Source organism: Butyrivibrio sp. AE2032 (assembly GCF_000702965.1).
Map to the genome: position 1 here is coordinate 162,011 of NZ_JNLF01000009.1, position 24,101 is coordinate 186,111.

Annotated in this window: 18 protein-coding genes; 15 read left to right on the plus strand and 3 right to left on the minus strand. The window is 41.9% G+C overall.

What is annotated here, in order from left to right:
* The first annotated feature begins 48 nt into the window (after positions 1 to 48).
* The 8 genes from BO18_RS31965 to BO18_RS32000 all read left to right on the plus strand — a co-directional run bounded on the left by BO18_RS31965 (position 49) and on the right by BO18_RS32000 (position 10,596).
* The gene (locus tag BO18_RS31965) at positions 49 to 1,551 is read left to right on the plus strand and encodes a UxaA family hydrolase (protein WP_034453081.1); all 1,503 of its coding nucleotides are present in this window, start codon (positions 49 to 51) and stop codon (positions 1,549 to 1,551) included.
* 232 nt (positions 1,552 to 1,783) lie between these two features.
* Positions 1,784 to 3,448: a hypothetical protein gene (locus BO18_RS31970; RefSeq protein ID WP_034453083.1), complete on the plus strand. Its 1,665-nt coding sequence runs from the start codon at positions 1,784 to 1,786 to the stop codon at positions 3,446 to 3,448.
* A 141-nt stretch (positions 3,449 to 3,589) separates the two neighbouring features.
* The gene (locus tag BO18_RS31975) at positions 3,590 to 4,540 is read left to right on the plus strand and encodes an ABC transporter permease (protein WP_034453085.1); all 951 of its coding nucleotides are present in this window, start codon (positions 3,590 to 3,592) and stop codon (positions 4,538 to 4,540) included.
* A gap of 11 nt (positions 4,541 to 4,551) precedes the next feature.
* Positions 4,552 to 5,418, plus strand: a complete 867-nt coding sequence (locus tag BO18_RS31980) for a carbohydrate ABC transporter permease (protein ID WP_034453087.1) — start codon at positions 4,552 to 4,554, stop codon at positions 5,416 to 5,418.
* A gap of 86 nt (positions 5,419 to 5,504) precedes the next feature.
* Positions 5,505 to 6,233 (plus strand): rhamnogalacturonan acetylesterase, encoded by a 729-nt coding sequence (locus BO18_RS31985; protein ID WP_034453089.1) that lies wholly within the window; start codon positions 5,505 to 5,507, stop codon positions 6,231 to 6,233.
* Positions 6,234 to 6,238: 5 nt separating this feature from the next.
* Positions 6,239 to 7,987 carry a glycoside hydrolase family 43 protein gene (locus BO18_RS31990; protein ID WP_034453090.1) on the plus strand — a complete coding sequence of 583 codons (1,749 nt, stop codon included), beginning with the start codon at positions 6,239 to 6,241 and terminating at the stop codon, positions 7,985 to 7,987.
* The gene (locus BO18_RS31995; RefSeq protein ID WP_034453091.1) at positions 7,988 to 9,754 is read left to right on the plus strand and encodes an ABC transporter ATP-binding protein; all 1,767 of its coding nucleotides are present in this window, start codon (positions 7,988 to 7,990) and stop codon (positions 9,752 to 9,754) included.
* Positions 9,751 to 10,596 (plus strand): sugar phosphate isomerase/epimerase family protein, encoded by an 846-nt coding sequence (locus tag BO18_RS32000; protein WP_034453092.1) that lies wholly within the window; start codon positions 9,751 to 9,753, stop codon positions 10,594 to 10,596. Before BO18_RS31995 ends, BO18_RS32000 begins: the two co-directional genes overlap by 4 nt.
* On the opposite strand, the gene BO18_RS33925 is transcribed toward BO18_RS32000, so the two are convergent.
* The gene (locus BO18_RS33925) at positions 10,572 to 12,686 is read right to left on the minus strand and encodes a cyclic nucleotide-binding domain-containing protein (RefSeq protein WP_051689379.1); all 2,115 of its coding nucleotides are present in this window, start codon (positions 12,684 to 12,686) and stop codon (positions 10,572 to 10,574) included. The two genes, BO18_RS32000 and BO18_RS33925, sit on opposite strands and share 25 nt — an antisense overlap.
* A gap of 127 nt (positions 12,687 to 12,813) precedes the next feature.
* Between BO18_RS33925 and BO18_RS32010 the strand changes: the two genes are divergently transcribed.
* A complete protein-coding gene (locus tag BO18_RS32010; RefSeq protein ID WP_034453094.1) occupies positions 12,814 to 14,565 on the plus strand; it encodes a sensor domain-containing diguanylate cyclase in 1,752 nt (583 codons plus the stop codon).
* Between the two features lie 3 nt (positions 14,566 to 14,568).
* On the opposite strand, the gene BO18_RS32015 is transcribed toward BO18_RS32010, so the two are convergent.
* Complete coding sequence (locus BO18_RS32015; protein ID WP_034453096.1) at positions 14,569 to 15,855, minus strand: tRNA(Met) cytidine acetate ligase; 1,287 nt, start codon at positions 15,853 to 15,855, stop codon at positions 14,569 to 14,571.
* Positions 15,856 to 16,050: 195 nt separating this feature from the next.
* On the opposite strand from BO18_RS32015, the gene BO18_RS32020 reads away from it, so the two are divergent.
* Together BO18_RS32020 and BO18_RS36200 are read left to right on the plus strand one after the other, a co-directional pair.
* On the plus strand, positions 16,051 to 17,244 hold the full coding sequence (locus BO18_RS32020) for an acetate/propionate family kinase (RefSeq protein ID WP_034453098.1): 1,194 nt from the start codon (positions 16,051 to 16,053) through the stop codon (positions 17,242 to 17,244).
* Positions 17,245 to 17,379: 135 nt separating this feature from the next.
* On the plus strand, positions 17,380 to 18,006 hold the full coding sequence (locus BO18_RS36200) for a hypothetical protein (protein ID WP_034453100.1): 627 nt from the start codon (positions 17,380 to 17,382) through the stop codon (positions 18,004 to 18,006).
* 44 nt (positions 18,007 to 18,050) lie between these two features.
* Here the strand turns inward: BO18_RS36200 and BO18_RS32030 are convergent, their stop codons facing one another.
* Complete coding sequence (locus tag BO18_RS32030) at positions 18,051 to 18,695, minus strand: RpiB/LacA/LacB family sugar-phosphate isomerase (RefSeq protein ID WP_034453102.1); 645 nt, start codon at positions 18,693 to 18,695, stop codon at positions 18,051 to 18,053.
* A 286-nt stretch (positions 18,696 to 18,981) separates the two neighbouring features.
* On the opposite strand from BO18_RS32030, the gene BO18_RS32035 reads away from it, so the two are divergent.
* The 4 genes from BO18_RS32035 to BO18_RS32050 are packed head-to-tail and all read left to right on the plus strand — an operon-like array spanning position 18,982 to position 23,983.
* Entirely contained in the window at positions 18,982 to 20,394 is a 1,413-nt protein-coding gene (locus BO18_RS32035) for a tetratricopeptide repeat protein (protein ID WP_034453103.1), read from the plus strand.
* Between the two features lie 2 nt (positions 20,395 to 20,396).
* A complete protein-coding gene (locus BO18_RS32040) occupies positions 20,397 to 21,077 on the plus strand; it encodes a thiamine diphosphokinase (RefSeq protein WP_034453105.1) in 681 nt (226 codons plus the stop codon).
* Entirely contained in the window at positions 21,074 to 22,243 is a 1,170-nt protein-coding gene (locus BO18_RS32045; protein ID WP_034453107.1) for a cation diffusion facilitator family transporter, read from the plus strand. Before BO18_RS32040 ends, BO18_RS32045 begins: the two co-directional genes overlap by 4 nt.
* A 9-nt stretch (positions 22,244 to 22,252) precedes the next feature.
* Complete coding sequence (locus BO18_RS32050; protein ID WP_034453108.1) at positions 22,253 to 23,983, plus strand: DUF4153 domain-containing protein; 1,731 nt, start codon at positions 22,253 to 22,255, stop codon at positions 23,981 to 23,983.
* The last annotated feature ends 118 nt before the right edge of the window (positions 23,984 to 24,101 follow it).

Genomic DNA, 24,101 nt, shown 5'->3' on the forward strand with positions numbered 1-24,101 from the left:
TGATTCTATTGAAAACGCTTTCAGAGTGTTTTTAGAAGGGCGGGTTATATGAGTAAATTTTTACAAATTCATCAGTCGGATAATGTGGTGGTTTGCCTTGAAGAAATGAAAAAAGGTGACAAGATCACTCTTTCCGACAACAGAGAAGTAGAACTTAAAGAAGACGTTCCTGCAGGCCACAAGGTGGCTATACAGGATATTGCCAGTTATGAAAATATCATCAAATACGGTTACGCCATTGGTCATGCCACTGAGGATATTTCAGTTGGAAGATGGGTCCACACTCATGATATCAAGACCAATCTTGAGGGTATACTTGAATATAAGTATGAACCCAATAAGGCTGATATCGAGGAAAAGAAATCCAGGATGAATACCAAAAAAGGCACATTCCAGGGCTTTAAGCGCAGCAACGGAAAAGTTGGTATACGAAATGAGATCTGGATAATCCCCACTGTTGGCTGTGTGAACAACATTGCTACAGCTCTTGCAAAAGAGGCTAATTCCTATATTAAAGGATCTGTTGATGAGGTTGTTGCTTTCACTCACAACTACGGATGTTCACAGACAGGAGATGATCAGGAACATACAAGAACGATCCTTTCTGACCTGATCAATCATCCAAATGCAGGCGGAGTGCTGGTTCTGGGCCTTGGCTGTGAGAATAGTAACATTGATGTTCTGATGCCTTATATAGGAAAGTATGACTCTGAAAGAGTTAAATTCCTTGTATGCCAGAAGTCTGATGACGAGATGGAAGATGGCTTGAATCTGTTAAAAGAGCTTATAGAAGTAGCTTCAACAGATGAAAGAAGCGAAGTATCTCTTTCAAATCTGACCATTGGTCTTAAGTGCGGAGGAAGTGATGGATTCTCTGGAATTACAGCAAATCCGCTGGTTGGAAGAATTTCAGACAGGATCATTGAGTATGGTGGAACATCCATACTTACAGAGGTTCCCGAGATGTTTGGAGCCGAGACTATTCTTATGAACAGATGTAAGGATGAGAGTACCTTTGATGATACAGTCAGCATGATAAATGGTTTCAAGGATTACTTCACAAAACAGGGAGAGCCTATATATGAGAATCCTTCTCCCGGAAACAAGGCTGGCGGTATTACAACCCTTGAGGATAAGTCCCTTGGATGTACGCAGAAATCCGGTGATTATCCTGTTATGAACGTTATGGAATATGGAGAAAGGACAGATGTTACAGGACTTAACCTCCTTTGTGCTCCCGGTAATGACCTTTGCGCAGCTACAGCGCTTGCAAGTGCTGGTGCGCAGATAGTTCTTTTCACCACAGGAAGAGGAACGCCTTTTGCATGTCCTGTACCTACTATGAAGATCTCCAGCAACAGCACAATAGCAGGTAAAAAGTCGGGCTGGATCGACTTCAATGCCGGACAGATACTGGAAGGAAAAACCTTTGACGAGCTTACGGATGAGCTCTTTGAAAAGATAGTAAGGACCGCTTCAGGCGAGAAACTGAAAAGCGAGCTTGCGGGCTTTCATGATATGGCCATCTGGAAGAGGGGCGTTACACTGTAAAAACTACATGAAAAAGTTATCATTTTAAAATATTTTTTGTATTTTTTTAACATGTAAGCACTTACGAAGATGGCATAAAGACGGGACTTTTTTAAAATGCCATGGCTCTTTGTTACATATCTTACAAAATTAGTACTTGCAAAGCTTTCAAGAACATGTTAAAGTACACACATAAGCAAATGAAAACGCTTACATTTAATCTTTCAAAATTCACATGGGAGGAACGAATTAAATGAAAAAGAAGGTTTTATCTTTAATTCTGTCATCAGCAATGGTTGCTTCACTTGCAGCTTGCGGTTCTAACACTGCAGAAGTTGCACCTGCAACTGAGTCTGGCGACACAACCGCAACACAGTCTACAGATGCTGCAGCTACAACAGAGCAGACAGAGGCTGCTTCTGATTACGAGCTTACAGATCTTTACATCACTGTAGACGGAACACTTACAGCAAACGTTGACAACGGACAGGACGCTTTCGTTGAGCAGTGGGAGAAGGCTGTATCAGAGAAGCTTGGACATGACATTAAGCTTCACATCAACCAGCCAGAGCACTCAGGCTACAAGGATAACGTAGCTCAGCTCCTTACAACAGGACAGCCTGGCGATGGTCAGTATCCAGATGCACTTATCATGAGCGCTACAATGTTTAAGCAGTACCAGACAACAGGTATTCTTTGGGACATGGCTGATGCATATGATAACGCAGAGTTCCAGTCAAGAGTAACTCTTCCTTCAATCAACGAGAACATGAAGACAGCATCAGGAGAGCTTTACGGATTTGCTCCTACATACGGTAACGGATGTGTTACATATGTTAAGCAGTCATGGCTTGATGCAGCTGGCCTTAAGATTGATGATATCAAGACTTTCGATGATTACTACAACATGCTCAAGGCATTCACAAAGGATGGCCAGACAGGTGTTATCGCAGCTGGATTTGGTAAGATGGACGAGGCTCCATACATCAACTACATGCCTGAGTTCTGGCAGGGTGCTTATCCTGCAATCTACCAGAAGGATGGTCAGTGGGTAGATGGATTCCAGGAGCAGGCTACTGTAGATGCTCTTACAAGACTTGCTCAGGGTTACGCTGATGGCGTTATCGATAAGGATACTGAGGAAGCTTCAACAAAGACAGCACGTGAGAAATGGTTCTCAAATGACCAGACAACTTCAGAAGGTGTATTCACATACTGGGCAGGAACATGGCTCAGAACTCTTACAGACAACCTTGACAAGAACGATGTAGACGCTGATCTTGGTGACGACAGACTTGTACAGCTTGCTCCTATCAAGGAGATCAAGGATACATGGGGCGGATACCTTAACCGTGAGGCTCCTGTATGGGTAATCACAGATGATGGCGACGGAGACAACGCTCGTGAGCAGGCTATCTTCGATGCACTTCTTGAGACAATGCTTGATGGTGATACAGTTCAGACACTTTGGACATATGGTGCTGAGGATGTTCACTGGTCAACACACGCTGAGTCCTTCACAACAAACCCTGATGATCCTGACAAGAAGAAGGATTATGAGTACGAAGAAGGCAAGTTCCACCTTAAGCAGTCACCTAACGACCCTAACTCTGTATGGAAGAAGAACCACCTTGATCCAGTTCTTGTAATTGCTCCTCTTACAAATGGTTTCGTTGATAACGATCCACTTATCGAGGAAGGCAACAAGTTCTTCACAGAGAACTGCGTAGATGCACCTCAGTCACCTTCATCTGAGACACTTACAGAGGTTGAGGCTGATCTTGCAACAGATAAGACAACTCTTATGAACGAAGTAGTAGCTGGCAAGAAGTCAGCTGAGGATGCTATCGCTGAGTACCAGACAAAGTGGGGCGATACAATCAACACAATTCTTGAAGAGCTTAACAGCGCTGAGTAATTTGTTATACGAGATTAGTTTTATCTAAGTAAATCTATTATCTATATGGGCATCAGAGATGGTGCCCATATAGAACCTTTAAATTCTTTTAGAACTTTTTTCTTTTTTATTTCACAGTTTTATGAAAATGGGGCAGGGATAATGAGTAAAACACAGAAGGTAACGTCCACCGGACAGACTATAAATAAGAAACCTTTGGGTATGCGTATCTGGAATCACAGAGGTTTTTATCTAATGTTTCTTCCTGTATTTATCTATGTGCTGATAGTTTACTATTGGCCAATGCTGGGAGTAAGATACGCGTTCTTTGATTACACACTTAAGAAAATGGAACCAGTAGGCTTTAAGCATTTTAGCAAGATGTTTTCAGATGCAGATTTCTGGAAAGCCTTTTTTAATACATTGCAATTGTCAATAATCAAGCTTCTCATTACTACCGGTACAGCGGTTATCGTATCAGTATTTATCAATGAGATGGCTAACCTCTTTGCTAAAAAAGTATTGCAGACTGTAATTTATCTTCCTCACTTTATGTCATGGACAGTTACAGCAGCGATCTTTACATTGTTCCTTTCAACTTCTTCAACAGGTTTTGTGAATGAAACTTTGAAGAGCTGGGGACTAATTTCCGAAAGCATTGACTTCATGCATGAGCTAACATTGTGGAGACCGGTATACTATCTGGTCAACATCTGGAAAGAGACTGGTTGGGGAACCGTTATATTCCTGGCTACACTTTCCGGAATCAATCCTGAGCTCTATGAAGCAGCTGATATTGATGGTGCTTCAAGACTTCAGAAGATCTGGTATGTAACTGTACCTGAGCTTCTCAACACAATCATCATCGTACTTATCCTGAATCTGGCTAAGGTTCTTAACCTTTTCGAATCAGTATTCGTTATGTACAACAACCGAGTATTTGCTGTTTCCGACGTTATTTCTACATACATCTATCGTAAGACCTTTATGACTGCTATTCCTAACTACGGATATTCAACTGCCGTTGGTCTGTTTAAATCAGTAGTTGGTTGTGCCCTTGTTCTTATCTGTAACAGGGCCAGCAAGAAGGTTCGCGGACGTGGAATCATTTAAGGAGGCTTAAGGTGGCTAAACAAGTAGAATTTGGAGCAGGTCGTAAGAGAAGGACCGATGCTTTTGATGTAATCAATTATTTAGTATTTATTATTTTGGGACTTATTGTACTTATTCCAATCTGGAAGGTAGTAGTAGATTCCTTTAACGCTGTTGGTGTCTACAAGTTCCAGTTCTGGCCAAATGAGCCAACACTTGATGGTTACAGGACCATCATGCATACAGCTAAACTTTACAGACCATTCCTTAATTCTGTTATTACTACTATTTTTGGAACACTTCTTGGTCTTGTAATGTCTACACTTGGTGGATATGTACTTTCACAGTATGAGATGCCAGGTAGAACACTGCTTGCATATTTCCTTCTGTTCACCATGATCTTCTCAGGTGGTATGATCCCTGAGTATTTGGTTATGAAGCAGCTTGGACTTGTAAATAACATGTGGGTACTTGTTGTAAAACATGGTATGAATGTCTACAACCTGGTATTGATGCGTAACTTCTTTGAGGGAATTCCCGGTTCACTGTTTGAAGCGGCGAAGATTGATGGATGCTCACCAATGGGAATCTTCTTCAAGATCGTGCTTCCTCTTTCAAAGGCAGCTCTTGCATCAATTGGTCTTATGTTTGCTGTAACAGTATGGAATGACTATTCAACAGTTCAGATCTATATTACAAACCGTGATCAGGTTAACTTCCAGTACATCCTGAGAGTTATGGTCATGGATGGTGATACGCCGACAACGGCATATAAGGTATCACAGAGCACACTTTATTACTCAGCTATCGTATGTGCTATTCTTCCTTTCATGCTTCTGTATCCTTTCCTTCAGAAGTACTTTGTAAAGGGTGTTAATGTTGGTGCGGTTAAGGAGTAATACCACAAAAATTTAAAGATAATGCTAGTATACACGCCGCCCGGGTTTTACCTGGGCGGTTGTTTTACAAGTTACAGGGAGAAAAAATGAGACATATCTTTTGGGCTGGGGATTCTACTGTTGCTGACAATAAAGCATCCACATTTCCGCAGACAGGAATCGGACAGGGGTTTGACAGATACACTGCTCCTGATGTGGTTGTATATAATCATGCAGTCAATGGCAGAAGTACCAAGAGCTTTATTGATCAGAGCCGTTTGGCTGTGATCTACAATGAGATTGGAAAGGGAGATTATCTCTTTATTCAGTTTGGTCATAACGACGAGAAAGAAATGGATCCGGATCGTTACACGGACCCTAACGGGGAGTTTATTAACAACCTTGAAAAGTTTGCCAATGTGGCAAGGAATAAAGGAGCATATCCGGTTTATATCACTCCTGTAGAGAGAAGGCTTTTTGATGAGAATGGAAAGCTTAAGCCTTCAGGTCACACAGAATATGTTAAGGCTATGAAAGTAGCAGGAGAAAGGTTTGACGTTCCTGTGGTGGATCTCTTTTCCATGAGCAGAGCATTCCTTGAAGAGATGGGAGATGTGGAAACCAAAAAGTATTTTATGAATCTTGAACCCGGTGAGGCTTCCTGGAAGATAGAGGGACAAGAAGATAATACCCATCTTAAGTATGAAGGAGCTATGCTCTTTGCAGGAATGGTAGCTAAAGGACTTTCAGATCTTGGGGAGCCCTATTCAACACTGGTTGTTGGTCTTGAAAAGGATAGAGAAACAGAAACTGAAAAGATAGAGGTAAATGGTTAAAACCTATGGGATATGCAGATTTAGGAAACAGATACAGAAATCCAATTCTCTTTGCTGATTACAGTGATCCTGATGTGATAAGAGTCGGTGATACTTTCTATTTGACTGCCAGTAGCTTTAATTACACTCCGGGGCTTCCAATTCTTGTTTCAAAGGACCTGGTAAATTGGAAACTGATCAATTATGCCCTTGAGAATATAGGACAGGAAAGGTTTTCCATACCAAGGCATTCTCAGGGAGTGTGGGCTCCTTCCATCAGATATCATGAAGGCATGTTCTATATCTATTACGGAATGCCTGATGAAGGTATTTATGTAGTAAGGACGAAGGATCCATTTGGTAAGTGGGACAAGCCCATATGTGTACTTGAAGGAAAAGGCCTTATAGACTCATGTCCATTTTGGGATGAGGATGGAAGAGCCTATATTATTCATGGCTATGCCAAGTCAAGGATTGGCTTTAAGAGCATACTTGGAATATTCGAGATGAGCCCTGACGGCCTTAAGGCTATCTCTGAGGATCATTTTTTGTTTGACGGAAATGATCCCGAACATCCTGCCATTACAATCGAAGGCCCCAAGGTCTATAAAAGAGGCGGATACTATTACATCTGGGCTCCTGCCGGAGGAGTAAGGCAGGGCTATCAGGTTGTACTTCGTTCAAAGTCTATCCAGGGACCATATGAAATAAGGACTGTAATGGACCAGGGTAGTACTGTTATAAACGGACCTCATCAGGGAGGATTTGTTGATACAATAAATGGTGATGAGTGGTTTATACACTTCCAGGACAGAGGCCTCTATGGCAGGATATGCCATCTTCAGCCTGTGACATGGCAGGAAGACTGGCCTGTAATCGGAAAACCTAATGGAGACTGTGGCGAGCCTGTATATGATCTGGATAAGCCTAATTGTGAGCTTTTGCCTGGATCCAAGATAAATTCCTATTTCCCGTATTTGGGTGAGTGCGAAATCTTCAGACCCTCCATATCATGGAACTTGGATGAAACAGGACTTGAGGCTTCAGATGATTTCACAGAAGGAAAGATTGGTCTTCAGTGGCAATGGATGGGAGACCACGAAGATAGTTTTGCTGTAGCCATTCCCGGAGAGGATGGAATAAGGCTTTATTGCCAGAATCCCTCAGGAGACGAAGAACCAATACTTTGGCGCAGCAGTAATGTGCTTACTCAGAAGCTCATCTATCCAACTTTCAGAGCATCTGTGAATATGGACGCAAGCTGTTTACAGCCCGGAGAAAGAGCCGGAGTCTGCATGACAGGTGGTCAGTATGTAGCTGCTTTTCTTGAGAAGTGTGAAAGTGGAACATGCTATGTAAAAACTGTTTTGTCTGCAGGCGGAGATAGTGACAAGGTTGAAAATACAGTTTTTTGTAAGTCTTTGACAGAACTCTTACCACAGGGCCTCTCTTTACAGGACGAGAACTTGAAGCATCTTAAGTGGCTCATGACCTTTGAATGCTGTGATAAAGAGCGTGAAAAAGAGAATCTTTATTTTGCCAATGTAAATAACTGCAATGTAAAATTGAAAATGAAGCTTATTATTGAGGACGTGGAAAATGTTGATGGCGCAGATATAAAACAGGATGCTACGATTGACCTTGGAGTAGATTACACACCTTCAGATCACACCTGGGTTGGAGCAAAGCTTGGTCTCTTTGCATTAGCTAAAAATGGAACAGTTCACGGCTCCGGTTTTTCAGACTTTAGAAATTTCACGGTTGAGGAAATATAAATGAATTTAGAAACAAACGTATATTTTGAGAGTTATGAGAAACACAAGGGAAATCCTCTTATGGCTCTTCTTGGCTTTTACAAGGGGATGTATTCCAACTTTTTCTGGTCTGCTTTTTTTTATGTAGTAAAGCATAGCCCGGTATGGATACTGCCTATCATAACAGCCAATATAATTAACAATGTCACAGATAAGAACCCGGATGTCCTGACAATAATTGCCTTCAATGTAGGATTGATGGTCATTCTTCTTGTGCTGAATGTGCCGATGAATTATCTCCATATTCATTTTAGGAGTAAGGCAGTAAGGAAGGTTGAAGCCGGACTGCGAAGTGCTCTTATCCACAAGATACAGGTAATGTCAATTCCTCACCAGAAGGACATGCTCTCGGGAAGACTTCAGTCAAAGATCATAAGGGACGTCGAGGCTGTAGAGACTTTGTCTTCTCAGTTGTTTGTATCCCTGATCAATATTGCTATCAATATAGCTGTTGCTCTGACTGTAACTGTAAGCAAGAGTATAGTGGTATTTCTTTTCTTTCTTTTTATGGTTCCTTTGGCTGCAGTTTTGGTGGTGGCTTTTAAAAAGCCCATCAAGAAGCACAACCAGACCTTCAGAAAAGAGATGGAGAATACCTCTGCCAAAGTAATGGAGATGGTGCAGCTTGTGCCTGTAACAAGAGCTCACGGCCTGGAGGAAGAAGAGATAATGAGAATGGATACTCAGGTGGATCTCATTGCTCAGGCAGGTTACAGTCTTGATATCATACAGGGAAATTTTGGAGCTGTAAGCTGGGCGTTTTTCCAGATATTCCAGGTTATGTGCCTTGCCTTTACTTCTGTTTTGGCGGTTAAAGGTACTGTACAGGTAGGTGATGTTGTTCTTTATCAGAGCTATTTTACATCAATAGTAGGACAGGTCTCATCTCTTTTAAATCTGCTTCCTGTAATATCAAAGGGACTGGAGTCGGTTTCCAGTATCGGTGAAATACTTACTTTCTCACATGTGGAAGACAATGAGGGTAAGGAAGACATTGGAGAGATAAAAGGCGAGTATGACTTTAAGGATGTTTCATACTCATATCCTGATAACGAGGAGCCGATCCTTAGAGATATTAATTTGCATGTAAACCCGGGAGAGACAATAGCCTTTGTGGGTGAATCAGGAGCAGGTAAATCTACGATCATGAATCTGATAGTGGCTTTTGGGTTCCCTAAGACAGGAAAGCTATTTATCGACGGAAAGGATATTACTTCCGTTCACCTGGGAAGTTATAGGAAACAACTGGCTGTTGTACCTCAGGAGACAATTCTTTTCTCCGGGACCATAAGGGATAATATCCTCTATGGAACCACAGGGGTTACCGAGGAGAAGCTTCAGAAAGTAATTGATGAGGCGGGACTTAGAAGCGTAATTGATAAACTCCCTAATGGCCTTGATACAAAGGTTGGAGAGCATGGAGATAAGCTGTCGGGAGGTCAGAAACAGAGAATATCCATAGCCAGAGCACTTATCAGAGAACCAAAGGTTATGCTTTTGGATGAGGCAACATCAGCACTTGACTCCATATCCGAAAAAGAGGTTTCTTATGCATTGGATAAGATATCCAGTAAGTGTACAACCTTTATCGTGGCCCATAGACTTTCAACTATAAAGGAGGCCGACAGGATAATAGTCATAGAAGATGGAACTATAGCTGAGATCGGAACATTTTCTGAGCTTATGGAGAAAAAAGGAATATTCTACCAAATGGAGGTATCAAGATGATACAACTGGGAATCAGATTTCACGACACAAAAGAAGCACCCTTTGAGGAGAGGCTTCAGAATGTAAAAGAGCAGGGCTTTTCCTGCATACATATGGCACTTTCCAAGGTGCCGGGATTTACTGCGGACCCTATGGCACTGACTCCCGGATATGCCATGTACATTAAGAATGCTTTAAGCCACGCAGAAGTTGATATGGCTGTCCTTGGCTGTTACCTTAATCTTGCGCATCCTGATCCTGTTAAGTTAAAAGAGATACAGGAGAAATATTATGCGCACCTTCGTTTTGCTTCTATCCTTGGCTGTGGAATGGTTGGAACTGAGACCGGAGCGCCTAATGAGAGCTACTCCTATGATAAAGAGGCCTGCCATTCAAAAGAGGCACTGGACATCTTTGTAGAGAATCTTAAGCCTGTAGTAGAGTGTGCTGAAAAGTTTGGCGTTATTCTGGCTATTGAGCCTGTTTACAGGCACATCGTCTATGACGGAAAAAGAGCAAGGCAGGTTCTTGACCGTATCGGATCACCAAATCTTAAGATCATTTTTGATCCAGTAAATCTGATCTGGACTGATAACTATGAGCAGAGGATGGAAGTGATAGATGAGGCCATAGAACTTCTTGATAAGGACATTGCCATGATCCATCTTAAGGACTGCGTATTAGAGCCTGATAAGGTGAAGAGTGTTGGCTGTGGATTTGGAGAAATGGACTACACCAATATCATTAAATTTGCCCTGGAGAAGAAGCCTTTCATACAGGCTACTTTAGAAGATACAAAACCCGAGACTGCAGTGCAGTCCCGGGAAGTAATTGAGAGTTATTTCTTAAGGTGTTCAAGCTGATTTGTGACCTCTTCGGGAATCTCGATTTCTTCTTTGTTGAGCTTTGCGATAATGTTCTGAATAGGTTTTGCCTGGTTCCCGATGTGAACTCTGTAGTGATTGATGAGTTCGGTGTACTGAGGGTTTTCGCCAATTCTGTCCCGGACCTCTTTTCCGAAGGGACAGAAGGTGAAGAGGATTTCTCTTGCCACCTTGTTGAGCCTTGGTGAGCCGGCGGATTCATACTTGATGTATGCCAGATAATCAGCAATAAACACATTCTTGTAATTGTTTGAATACTTCTTAAGGTCAGTTCTGAGCTTCTCCTTCTGTTCGCTGGACAGTGCGGAGTTCTTTTTAAAGAACTGAAGATAGTCGCAGTACATGGAGGTGAGGGAGGGATCTGTAACGTCGTTCCAGTGAACTCCCTGCTCCGTCTTGCACATTTCCCATCTGAATTCTCCAAAGAGTCTGAACATAGCCTCTTCAGTATTCTCGGTATTGAAAATGGACACAAGCATTCTGGCCTTTGTCCTTCTGTTTTTACCCTCGATTTCCTGCCACAAACAAGCACGGCTTCCAACGTTTGGCATCAGGATCATGTAAGGAGTTATATCATCAGCAAAGTACAGCTGCGTAATACCGATCTCTGTGTCAGAGAATACAGCCTGTCTACAGAATACGCCGTAATCAATGGATCTTATCTTTTCATAATACTCTTTTACCTTGGAAGCGGTTAGATATGCCATATCCAGAGGCCTTAATACGTTCTGGGAGTCAAAGACAGGCACGAAAGAGGAGATACGTCCAAATGTCATTCTGTTTCCCAGAGCAAAGAGATTATGGATCTCAAACTCAAGCCTGTGCTTGGAGCTTCTGTTCATGGCTTCCATCTGTTCATTATTGATGGCACCAGTGTTTTTCTGCTCGCGAAGGTAAGTGGGCCAGTCCTGGTCAAACTCATTTCTGGATGGTTCAACCTCTATAAGATAGATCTTCTGAAGCCACTCATAGAGAGTGAGCACGTGTCCTTCGGGATCAGGAGTGTAGGCCTTGACCATATTTGCCAGTATGGCAGTATTTTTTTCGCCTGCAAGTTCCTCATCAACAAAACCGAACATAAAGAACATTTTTACCTCCAAAGGAATGTTCTCGTCGGTAAGACTTCTTAAGAAAGCAGGTGTGTATATCTGATAGAAGGTACTACCGATATTTCTTCTAAGTGCTCTTGCTTCATCGGAAGAATCATATCTGTTATCGTTAGCTTTAAAGGCGGCAATCTGTTCTTCAAAAAGGGTGGCTGTTTCTGCCGGAACCCCAGAATATGCAAGGATAGTAGAAAGAGCATTGACGATAGTAACTATTCCTTCTCCCTCGCCTGCTTCAGCTCTTTCCATGTCGTTTAGCCTTGCTCTTATCATCTTCATGGTAGAGGTGAAGTTTGAGGTTTTCTTTTTCAGGGTTTTTCTATATACAGTCAGAGCCTGAACCTCAGTGGAAATGGTGTCATAAATAAAATAGGTGGTCATGACCATTCCGGTGGCAATTTCAGTGCTAAGAGGGTAATAGCTCTTTTTAAGGGTAGCCTCATTGGCCTTCAGACTGTCAGAGAACTCAATTGCCCATTGGGGAACCTTGGAAGATCTTTCAGGGGGAATAAGCTCCTCCATCTCTGGGAATTCCTTGGGCACTTCGCCAACTTTTATGCAAAGTGCAGGATAGTCCGCGTAATCTGCAACTATCTGCTCATATTCCTTTAGAGCCTCATCGAATTCTGTATCATAGATCGCACAGACAGTAGCAGCTGACTCTGCTGAGGTAGCTGCAAGTACTGGTGCAATTTTGGGGCTTGATTTAACGACTTTTGCGATATCATCCCTTGATTCATAAGGGTACGAATAGACTGCTGATTCTTCTAATGCCTCGTAGGTATAGGAATAGGGCTGTCCGGGAGTCTCTACAGCGCCTATAAAAGCTCCTACATTTAAAATGATAGAAGAGTAGGTGCTGGAAATCCTGACCCGACCCTTTACTAAAACTTCAACTGTTTCGACGATATCAGTGCCTGCTTTATGAAAAATCTGGCCTTTTTCCAGTTTAAGAAGCCCCATATGCCCTCCTGGTTTTATCTCAAGATAAACTCGTACATATATATGGTATCACGTGAAAAAATATACTTCAATTAAATTACAAATTACGAGTATAATAAGAGTAGATAAAATTGTAGGAGGTTTTTTAGTGAGACTGCTGCAGACATCATATGATGATCGTTTTCCTGAGATAATAAAGGATTGGATGAGCAGTATTAGTGGCAATAACACTGCTTCTCTTTTTCATGTATATATTCCCTATGATGAAGAGGACCTTCGAAACAGCCTTGAAGAGGTTCGGAAGATATTAAAAGAAAATGCACCTGGAATTCCGGTTATTGGCTGTAGTGCCACAGGTGAGATCCTGGATGGAGCAATGCTGGATGATGAGCTGGTTGTGACCCTTCTTATCTTTGAGGATCCCACTACCAGGATAGAGGTCTTGCCCTATTATGAGAGGCCTGATGATATTGACTCCCAGTGGCTCTTTGAGCATTTGCAGGCTATTCCTGATCTCAAGGGAATTGAGGTTTTGACAGCTGCAACCTATGAAACTCTTGAGGCTATAGGTAAAGTCATTGATAATCTGCCGGAGGAAATTGATGTCTTTGGCGGAGTTGCAGTAGGAGATGTTAATTTCCCGTCATTTGTCTTTGCTAATGATGGAAAGCAAAGCTTTGATGGCTCTGCAGTTGTTTTCTATAGCGGACCGGAGCTCCATATCCAGACTGACAGAATGTTTGGCTGGAAACCCATAGGATACCCATTTAAGGTTACAAAAGTCCAGGGGCCGGTTGTCTATGAACTAGATGAAAAGCCTGCCTACGAGGTTTACAACCATTATCTACACATTAAAAATGACAAGAATTTCTTTTACAATGCCCTGGAGTTTCCTTGGGAAGTAAGAATAGATGAAGAAACAGCCTATATAAGACATGCTAAATCCGTTAACCCTGACGGTTCTATTTTGATGTCCTCCAACATTCCTGAGGGGAGTGAAGTAAAGATCACCTTTGGTGATCCAAGAAGGATCATTAAGCACACCAAACAGGTAGGTGACAAGATCAGGGAATTTGGTCCTCAGGTAGTCAACATTGTCAATTGCATGGGCAGAAAGCTCTTTTGGGCAGGAAATGAGAAAGTTGAGATAAAAGAGATATCGAAGCACCTTATGACCACTGGATTTAGTGCTCTTGGAGAAGTGATGCGTTATAAGGGGAACACTCTTTTAAACAATCTTTCCATTGTTACTGTGGCTATGCGTGAAGGTCCAATCCCGGAAAAGATCGAACTTAATATAGATGAGATCGAGAACAAAAGCAACATATCTATTACTGCAAGGCTTGCAATCTTCATCAATACCATGACTGAGGAGCTGATGGAAAAGAATGATCAGCTCAATGAAATGCTTTACAAAGCATCCCATGATGCGCTCACAAAGCTTTACAACCGTGGAGCTATAGAACGGATCATTTATGAAGGTGCAGAAGAGTGTGACCTCATTGATAAGAACTGGCATCTTATCATGTTTGATATTGATGACTTTAAGCAGATCAATGATCAGCATGGCCATTCTGAGGGAGACAATATCCTTAAGACCATAGCCCGTACTCTTGATGAATATATTAAGACCCTGGACGCAGTAGAAATCGGACGTTGGGGAGGCGAAGAGTTTATGGTATATGCCAGGGGCTATGACGATGAGAAGGTAAAAGAAATAGCTGACACAATCCTTCTAAAGATAAGGAATGAAGCCTTCCATGTGTGCAAAGTTACAGCCAGCGTTGGCGTAACAAGGCACAGGAAGGATGAAGACGTTCTGGGAACCATAAACAGGGTAGATGAGCTCTTGTACGAAGCTAAAGCCAATGGCAAGGATCAGTTCTGCACCGATCTGTGATCCTTAAATTATAATCTGCTTCAGGCTGAATTCGGTTTTTATGCCGTTTTGGGCAAGAGAATTATAAATGGAACTGGCTGCAAGGGTTTCGTTAAATAACTGCCGTTGCAACGGGAAAAGAACTTTATCAGCATCCTTAAGTCTGTCTAGGACAGGGATAGTAGCGTTTTCGTGAATCTCTGCCAAAAGACCTGAGGATGCTTTTTTTATGCCCAGAATACGACCATAGTTTGTGAACCCATCAGCCTTGTAGGCGTCCATATTATCCTGTGTGATATTAAGGAGAATGTGCATAAGGCTTCTGCTGATTCTGGTGTAGGTAAGATTCTTGGAATTCACTAAAGCCGTGAAGGAAGAAAAGTCCTTATAATCATCAAGAAATGCACTAATGCGATTTGAAAGGTCATAGGTAACATCCATGTACTGCTCGTAGCCTTCATTTTTCTCAAGTAAAAGCTTGTAGTTTAAAAGCTCTGAAAAACTGTTCTCAGAAAGGAACACACCCCTGTAGCCGGTAAGCTCATTGAAAGCTTCCATTGGCATGGCATCGGTTATTAAGCCACCTGTGAGGGTGGAAGTTTTTGAACCAATTATGAGCTTACGGATTCCTGTGGCACTGGCTGATGGAGCATCTGAATTAATTATGGCTGTATCGTGGTATGAAGCACCCATTCTCTGGATCACATGAGGCTTTATAGGAGAATCCTTACGCTTTAATGCCTTCAGATATTCAACTGCCAGTCCGGAGTTGGGGCATGTAAAAATATCCATGTATTCATGGAGAAGATCATTTTCATCTGCATTATCAGCTTCTTCTGATACACGGCCAGAAGCCTTAAGCTCAGCACACAGCCCCTTTGCCTGAGCTGAAGGGTAGGAAGCACCCTCTGATAGAGCCTTTTGCATAACCTCTTTGTAGGCAATAGGCTCCTCAATAAGAATATCTGCAATCTTTGATAGCTTATCAAGGTCCTTAAATTCAGAACCAAAGGCAATATCTGTTACTGCACCAAGACCTGAAAGCAGTGAAATAGCACCCTGGGCAAAGAACTCAGCGCTTCCAAGGCTGTAGTAGACGGGGAGTTCAAAAACCGCATCTGCTCCTGAAGTCAGGGCCATTTTTGCACGGGAAAACTTAGAGATAATAGCAGGAGCACCTCGCTGTACGAAATCTCCGCTCATTACAATGACTACGTAATCTGCGCCAAGATCTCTTTTGCATCGGTCTATCAAATATTTATGTCCGTTATGAAAAGGATTAAATTCAGCAATTATTCCAACGACTTTCATTTATATTTCCTTAGTAAAGTGTAGTATTCTTCCTATTTTGTACAGCTTTTTCCTTGTTCTAAGATTATAATATAGATATTATATTCATGGAAGTTTTTTGATTATACGCAAGGAACTTTTACAGGATGGGAACTATAATATAAAATATAGTTTCGCTAACAATAATAACTAATATAGAGGGAAAGAGGTTACACAATGAAAATACTTGTAATTAACTGTGGCAGCTCATCACTTAAGTTCCAGCTTATTGATTCAGATTCAGAGGCTGTTATCTGCAAGGGCCTTTGCGAGAGAATCGGAATCGATGGAAGCCAGATCGTTTACACACCTGCAGGCAAGGACAAGATCACTAAGGTAGAGCCAATGCCTGATCACAACAAGGCTATCGAGATGGTTATCGAGGCTCTTACAAATGCTGAGAACGGTGTTGTTAAGCTTGAAGAGATCGGCGCTGTAGGACATCGTATCGTTCACGGCGGTGAGAAGTTCACAAAGTCTGTAGTTATCAATGAGGAAGTAATTAAGGCAATCGAGGAGGTTTCAGATCTTGCTCCTCTTCACAACCCAGCAAACCTTATCGGTATCAGAGCTTGCGAGAAGGTTATGCCTGGCGTTCCTATGGTTGCAGTATTTGATACAGCATTCCATCAGACAATGCCTCAGGAAGCTTACCTTTACGGACTTCCATATTCATACTACGAGAAGTACGGTATCAGAAGATACGGCTTCCACGGAACCAGCCATTCTTATGTAAGCAAGAGAGCTGCAGAGCTTCTTGGAAAAGACATTAAGGACCTTAAGCTCATTGTTTGCCACCTTGGAAACGGTGCTTCAATCTCAGCTGTAAAGGACGGAAAGTGTATCGATACATCCATGGGTCTTACACCACTTGAGGGACTTATCATGGGAACAAGAACAGGAGATATCGATCCTTCAGTTGTGGAGTTCATCATGAAGAAGGAAGGCTCAACAGTAGCTGATGTTACAAATCTTCTTAACAAAAAGTCAGGTGTATTCGGTCTTTCAAACGATCTTTCATCAGACTTCAGAGACCTTGAGGATGCATATCTTAAGGGCGATGAGGGTGCAAAGAGAGCAGTTGATGCATTCACTTACAGAGTAGCTAAGTACATCGGTTCATACACAGCAGCTATGGGCGGTGTTGATGCAATCTGCTTTACAGCAGGTGTAGGTGAGAACAGCGGCTTCACAAGAGGACTTATCTGCGAAAGACTTTCATTCCTTGGCGCTACAGTAGATGCTGAGGCTAACAAGGTTCGTGGTGAGGAGAAGACTATCTCTGGCGCTGACTCAAAGGTAACTCTTATGGTTGTTCCTACAAACGAAGAGCTTGCTATTGCAAGAGATACGTTTGAATTGTGTAAATAATATATACAAATCCTAAAGCTTTTATTAAAAGCGAGTTCCGGTACTTGGAGCTCGCTTTTTTTGATGTAGAATTAAAGAGAATTAAAGAAAACGATTAAGTGAATTGTTTTTTATGAGACAGGAGGAGAGAAAATTATGAAAAAGAAATACTTAGGACTTGTAATGGCAGGAATTATGGCAGCTTCACTTACGGCTTGTGGAGGCTCACAGCCTGCAGAGGAGACAACAGTAGCAGAGACTACAGAGACTACTGAGGCTGCGTCTGAGGAGCAGGCTACCCAGATTGCCAACCCATGGCGTGACTGCACAGAAGAGGAAGCTGCAGCAGCAGTTCCGAATTGCTTCAGCGCTCCTGAGGGTGTTACCAATGTTCATTGGAGCATTATGGAAAATGATCCTGCAGAGTATGCTTTAAGTCCACTTGTTCAGCTTCAGTTTGATTATAACGGTACGACTATTACAGCAAGAGAGCAGGGAACAACGGGTGAGGAGTATACTGATATCTCAGGAATGTACTATGACTGGACAGTGGTTGATGATGCAACCCTTGCAAACTGGGCAGACGGAAATATGCCGGCGAAGATTTCAGCATATGCCGGTGAAAATGAGATGGCTCATAAGTGTGAGTGGTTTGATATCGAGACAGGTTATTCATACTGCGTAAGTGCTACAGCAAAGGACCTTGATGGTCTTGATATCCAGGCAATTGCAGAGCAGATGTATGACTACTCAAAGAAAGAAGCAGCAAAGATGCCAGACTAATAAAAATGTGCCAGGGATTAAACCCTGGCACTTATTATTTGAAATTATTTACCGAGAATCTCATGAACAGCCTTCTTGATATCTTCATCCTTTGCATTTGCATCGAAGTACTCAAGGAAGTGAGGGCCTGAGAGAGCACCCTTTACAAGGTCCTGATCAAGGCTCTTGAGGATTGCTGGAACATCCTGAACCAGAGTCTTTTTTCTTACCTCATCAAGGATCTTTTTGTTGCGCTGCTCAGGAACAGCTCTTTCTCTTGGGTAGCCCTGTCCGCTTTCTTCGCTAAAGAGCTTTTCGAAGCTGTACTCAAGGTTCAGCTCAGCGCCCCATCCTGACTTAAGGGCAAAGTTCATTGAAATCGCATTTCCGTCATTAACCTGTGCAAAGGTGTAAGCATCAAGAGGGTCTGTTACATGTCCGCAGATAACACCAGGGAAGCTGTTGCAAGCAAGCATAGCGCCTTCTCCGGTTCCGCAGCCTGTTACAACATAGTCAGCTGCACCTGAGTTGAGAAGAACACAGGCAAGGATTCCGTTCTGAACGTATGTAAGCTGTGCCTCATCCTCAGCAGAGTACATTCCGTAGTTAAAAACTTCAAAGCCGTGCTGGTCAGCTACCTTTTTAAGAGCCTTGTAGATCATCTCGTTCTTGGCAGCCTGGCTGTTTTCATTGATAAGAGCAATTTTCATCTTTGTACCTCCAAACATTAAAGAAATAGTTCTTTTACCTAAAGATATTTTATTTTCATCAAGTGCCCATGTCCACGGCTTTGGGCTGATTGTGTCGTATTTTCAAGATTTTAGTCAAAATGAAAATGTTAAGAAAATATGAATTTTTTCTTTAGAATTTAGGATTCTTATGCTATACTATCAAAAGTGTGTATGAATGTTGGAGAAACTATATGTGGGGGATTATTAGCATATGGCTTCTTTTGTTGCATTAATTTTTGGTTTTTGGGAAGTAAGGTAAAAAGTTTTGAGCACTACAAGAACACAGAATTTCAGACAGGTAGACAGAAGTTACTCATCAAATATAAAGGTCAGAAGTCACAAAAAGAAAAAGCACTTTGATCTTAAGAAAATAGTGATCATATCAGCAGCTACAGTGGCTGTAGTCGCAGGTGGTTTTACAGTTTACAATCATCTTCCAATAGTAAAGGTTAATAAGGCAATCGCAGCAGGAGACAAGTATTCACAGGTTGCAGATTATGAGGCGGCTATTGATTCCTATGAGACAGCTATCCAGATCGACAAGCACTCAGTTACAGCATACTCAAATATGGCAGGTGCTTATCTTTCAATAGACGATTCAGAGTCAGCTAAGCAGATCCTTTATGATGGCTGGCAGAACACTGAGAACACAGGTCTTTTGGACAACTATCATGCAGTTATTCTCAACGAGGCAGTAGATGCCCTCAATACCAAGAAGGCTGACATGAAGACTGTCCTTAGCATAGTTGGAGTTCTTTCTGAAGACAACACTAATAAGGATGCAATTGAGCTCCTTGATGCAGCATATTCAAGGGTATTTTCCGATGCATACAGCTATGACCTGGATGCTCTTTTCAGATCAGATTGTGCAACCTATTCCTCAGAGGAAGGCAGCGCTGTCTTTTCTTACGGAGAGTATGAGTCCTTTGTAAAAGAGCTTTTGGCTATATATGAGAAGGCTCCAAGCGATGAACTTAAGGAAGTTATCTTAAAGTATGCTACACCAGGAGATATTTCTTTTACCATGAACTATGAGGACGTTGCTTCCTATGAAGCGCTTATGTCCGCTATTGAGGAAAAGGTTGGAACATCTGACAATGTGACCTCGATGAAGGCCTGCCTTACCAATTCTCAGGAAGTTCAGGCTGTTTTTGCTGATATCTTTAGTCAGCTTGATGTTGGAAACGTAGACGAGCTTAGAAACTTTGTTGTTTCTGAGGAATATATTAAGCTAAGGAACATCTTCCTGAACAAGGAGGCAACTCCTCAGGAGAACACAACCTATGTTCCTATCAGCAGGGAAGCTATTGTCCTTAACAATAACGAGGGACAGTGGTCTTACAGATTCCTTAACTTTGAGGAGAACCCTACAACTAAGGGAGTTATTACTCTTTGGGCAAACTTCTTTGAGGATGACGGAATCCAGAGGAATTCTATTTCCTATGAGCCGGCTTCTGTAGAGGACAACTATTATCCTCATACTAAATATGACGTTACTTATCTTTACAGCTATATTACATCCGGTAAGGCTACAAAGGTTCCAAAGATGAACTACAGACTCAGCACCACAGTTACTCTTCAGGACGGTGAAGAAGTTGAGACTATTGTAGGAGACTGGGGTGGTCCCAACGAATGGACAATGGATATTGAAACTATAGAGTCCAGGATCAGAGCGTAATTATGGATGGAGCGAAGAGAGAACCTAAGTGTGTGATAATCTCAGCAGGTGATTTTCCCGGAGTTGATATTGATCTAAGTGAGGGAGATTTTTGCATAGCCTGCGACGCTGGTTTTAAGTATGCCCAGCAAATGGGAATTCTTCCGGATCTAATCGTGGGAGATTTCGATTCTGCAAGACAGGAAGGCCCGGACTTTATAAATGGTCTTCAGGAGATAGCACGTCTTGACCCATCAAGGATAATGAAGCTTGATGTTAAGAAGGACGACACAGATACTTTAAAGGCTGTCAGGATCGGTCTTGAAAAGGGCTATAAGAAGTTCTTTATTTATGGAGCTCTTGGCGGAAGTCGCTTTGATCATTCCTTTGCCAATATACAGACGCTTTTGTTCATAAAGCATCACGGTGGTAAGGGATATATCATGGGCAGAGATACTATGCTCATGATCGCAGAGAATGAAACGGTGAGATTCAACCGTGGCAATACAGGTATGCTTTCAGTTTTCTCACTCTCAGAGGTTTCAAAGGGTGTATCTTTGAGAGGGCTGATGTATAATATGGAAGGAGGCGTTCTTTCGAATGACTTTCCACTTGGCGTCAGCAACGAGTTTATAATCGATGAGGAGGCAGAGATAACCGTAGAGGATGGTACTTTGCTTGTGACGGTTTTCTGGGGACAATGATCTGTTTTCTTGCTAAATTCTTTATTAAAGACTATAAACGGGTGGAAGACCCTGTTGTAAGGCAACGCTATGGCATCTTAAGTGGTGTTTTGGGCATTGCCTTAAATATTATTCTGGTGATTATTAAGATCATGGCGGGTCTATTAAGTGGATCCCTGGCCATCTTTTCCGATGCCCTTAATAATTTATCTGATGTGGCATCTTCCCTGGTAACTGTAATAGGTTTTAAGCTCTCCGGAGCAGAGGCTGATGAGGAACATCCCTTTGGTCACGGAAGACTTGAGTATGTTGCAGGTCTTATCGTATCTCTTTTTATCATTATCATGGGCGTTGAGCTTTTGCAGAGCTCTGCTAAGAGGATCTTTTCTCCTGAAGAGGTGCTTTTTAACGGCACTATCGGAGTAATTCTTGTTATCTCCATTGTTATCAAACTGACCATGTTCGGAGCTAATCTTCAGGCTTCTAAGGCTATAGACAGCCCGACTCTTAAATCAACGGCTATAGACAGTCTGTCTGATGTTTTATCCACCAGTATAGTTCTTGTTTCTGTTTTTGTTTCCCATTTCACCAGCTTCAATGTGGATGGAATTGGAGGACTGATTGTGGGGCTTTTCGTTGTTAAAGCCGGTATTGATTCTGCAAAAGATACCATCAATCCACTTCTGGGTGAGCCCCCAAGTAAGGCTTTTATTAAGGATATTGAGGAAACAGTTCTTGGTCATGAGGGGATTCTCGGTGTTCACGACATTGTGGTGCATAACTATGGTCCCAGCAGGATAATGATGTCTCTTCATGTGGAGGTTCCTGATTTCAAGAATATTGTTGAGGTCCACGATATGATAGATCACATAGAAAAAGAGCTGAGGACCAAATATCATTGCACGGCTGTGATCCATGTTGATCCAGTAAATGACAGGGATAGAAAGACCAGAGAATTAAAACAGTGGCTAAAGCTCTGCCTTGAGGATGTAGATCCTAAGCTTAAGTTCCATGACTGCAGGATCGTAAAGGATGAAGATGGTGAGAGAGTGGCTTTCGATCTGGAAGTTCCGTATAAATATCATGTAAAAGACGAGGAGCTTTTAAGCCTTCTTCAGGATGAGATGAAGGAATATGCTCCTGAATATGCTCTCGATATTACAATTGATAAGGCCGAAAAGGAGTAATAAAAAAGTATGTTGTGGGTTAAAAAGATTAAAACAGGTGCCAGGGAAATATTAAAGGAGCACCCTTTTTCCATTTGCACGTTTTTTGTATCGTGCTTTATTCTTGCAATTCTTAGCTACAGCTATAAGCTTAAGTTTCCAAAGCCTCTTGATGATACGCTGACATTTATCTGTTATTTTCTTTTATCGATAACTGCGGCTTTCTTTTTGTGTGAATCCAATTTTAAGTATAAAAGAATGATTGGAAGAATAGATAGCATCAAGCAGATAAAGAAGTCGTTTGTGTATTTTATTGGTGTGATCCTTGGAGCTGCTTTCAGCGCTGTATATGCACTGTTTCAGGTACTGCCATATAATTCAAACTTGCAGCTGTTGGGACTATCTTACTCTGATATTGAAGACCTGTTTATGAGGTTCTTTTACGTATATTTGGCCATCTGTATCAGTAGCGGATTGTTCTTCCTGTATAAGAAGTGTGGGACTTCTTTTGAAAACTTCAGTGTTAAAAGCTTTCTTGGAATAATGAAGGGATATCTGGCTTATGGCGTTATTCTTCTTGGGGCGCTGTGTATTATCTGGGTATTTTCTTTACTGATAAAAGACATAGATGCTGTATCCTTTGTTATGGCGATAATATCAGGTCTTATGGCTTATACAACTATTCTTATGGCTCTGTCTAAGCCGTCAGTGACTATATCCCGTTTTGGAAATGTAATGATGGGCTATGTTTTCCCAGGGCTTTTATCCGTTGCCTTTGCAATCGTATATGTTTATATCATTAAGATACTGGTAACCTGGACATTCCCTTCAAATGAAGCATTTACTATTGTGACAGCTCTTTTTGCAAGTGGAATCTGTATCTGGACCATGGCACAGGGCTGTATGTCTGGAAATCATCTGAAGGTTTTGAAATTCTTTCCGCTACTTTTTATCCCGTTTATTGTGATACAGATCATGTGTCTTTTCATGAGGGTTAATCAGTATGGTGTTACTCCCAGCAGATATGCAGGGATCATGCTTATTGTATTTGAAATCCTTTATGAGATCTATTACATTTTTAGGCTATCAAAGGGTAAAGGGCTGGGAGGATTTCTTTTCCCTGTGATCATAGCATTTACGGTGGCGGGGCTTATTGTGCCAGGTATAAATGTGTTTGCTACTGTTACCAGAAGCCAGAAGAAGGTGGTTGAAAAGGTTGTGGAGCAGATGGTTTCAGGGATTTCCGTTGATGATCAGGATCTGGCCAGAGCAAAGTCAGCCTATAATGAGATCCGTAACCAGGGCGGACTTGAGGGAACAGTATTTATAAGGGTGCTGGAAAACAAGTACTCTGAGGAAAAAATAGATGAGTTCATGTATCATGAGCTGGCCTCATATTCGGACCGTCATATGTGCTTTTCAGCAGAAAACACATGGGATGTTGTGGATGTATCAGGTTATAACAGTTTGGCTCAGATAGAACTGTACAGTTATGAAGAGGAGGATATTATTCCAGAGGCTTTGGAGCTTAAGAGCGAGAGCGGAGATACTGTTTTAGGCAAGGTGGACATTTCTTCTCTTGTTAGTCAGATGGAAGCAAATGGCAATGGAGCAGGTTATGATTCCAATCTTAAAGAGTTTATCCGTGAACCTTTAGAGTTTAAGGATGGAAGTCGTCTGTACATTTCCTATATCTACTTTGAAGAAGATGATTATGGGAAAATTACTGAGCTGAACCTCAGAGGATATTATTTATACTAATTTTATATGCCATAGTTTTTTCATCCGTATAATAATGTTATTTAAGGAATACCGGCCTTGGTATTCCTTTTTTATTTCTAAAGGTTTTGTTAAATGCTTGTCATTTTGGCGGTCAATG

Bases quoted from the DNA above. Each gene is read 5' to 3' on its own strand.
- BO18_RS31965 (WP_034453081.1), top strand. From the start codon at position 49: ATGAGTAAATTTTTACAAATTCATCAGTCGGATAATGTGGTGGTTTGC.
- BO18_RS31970 (WP_034453083.1), top strand. From the start codon at position 1,784: ATGAAAAAGAAGGTTTTATCTTTAATTCTGTCATCAGCAATGGTTGCT.
- BO18_RS31975 (WP_034453085.1), top strand. From the start codon at position 3,590: ATGAGTAAAACACAGAAGGTAACGTCCACCGGACAGACTATAAATAAG.
- BO18_RS31985 (WP_034453089.1), top strand. From the start codon at position 5,505: ATGAGACATATCTTTTGGGCTGGGGATTCTACTGTTGCTGACAATAAA.
- BO18_RS31990 (WP_034453090.1), top strand. From the start codon at position 6,239: ATGGGATATGCAGATTTAGGAAACAGATACAGAAATCCAATTCTCTTT.
- BO18_RS31995 (WP_034453091.1), top strand. From the start codon at position 7,988: ATGAATTTAGAAACAAACGTATATTTTGAGAGTTATGAGAAACACAAG.
- BO18_RS32000 (WP_034453092.1), top strand. From the start codon at position 9,751: ATGATACAACTGGGAATCAGATTTCACGACACAAAAGAAGCACCCTTT.
- BO18_RS33925 (WP_051689379.1), bottom strand. From the start codon at position 12,686: ATGGGGCTTCTTAAACTGGAAAAAGGCCAGATTTTTCATAAAGCAGGC.
- BO18_RS32015 (WP_034453096.1), bottom strand. From the start codon at position 15,855: ATGAAAGTCGTTGGAATAATTGCTGAATTTAATCCTTTTCATAACGGA.
- BO18_RS32020 (WP_034453098.1), top strand. From the start codon at position 16,051: ATGAAAATACTTGTAATTAACTGTGGCAGCTCATCACTTAAGTTCCAG.
- BO18_RS36200 (WP_034453100.1), top strand. From the start codon at position 17,380: ATGAAAAAGAAATACTTAGGACTTGTAATGGCAGGAATTATGGCAGCT.
- BO18_RS32030 (WP_034453102.1), bottom strand. From the start codon at position 18,695: ATGAAAATTGCTCTTATCAATGAAAACAGCCAGGCTGCCAAGAACGAG.
- BO18_RS32040 (WP_034453105.1), top strand. From the start codon at position 20,397: ATGGATGGAGCGAAGAGAGAACCTAAGTGTGTGATAATCTCAGCAGGT.
- BO18_RS32045 (WP_034453107.1), top strand. From the start codon at position 21,074: ATGATCTGTTTTCTTGCTAAATTCTTTATTAAAGACTATAAACGGGTG.
- BO18_RS32050 (WP_034453108.1), top strand. From the start codon at position 22,253: ATGTTGTGGGTTAAAAAGATTAAAACAGGTGCCAGGGAAATATTAAAG.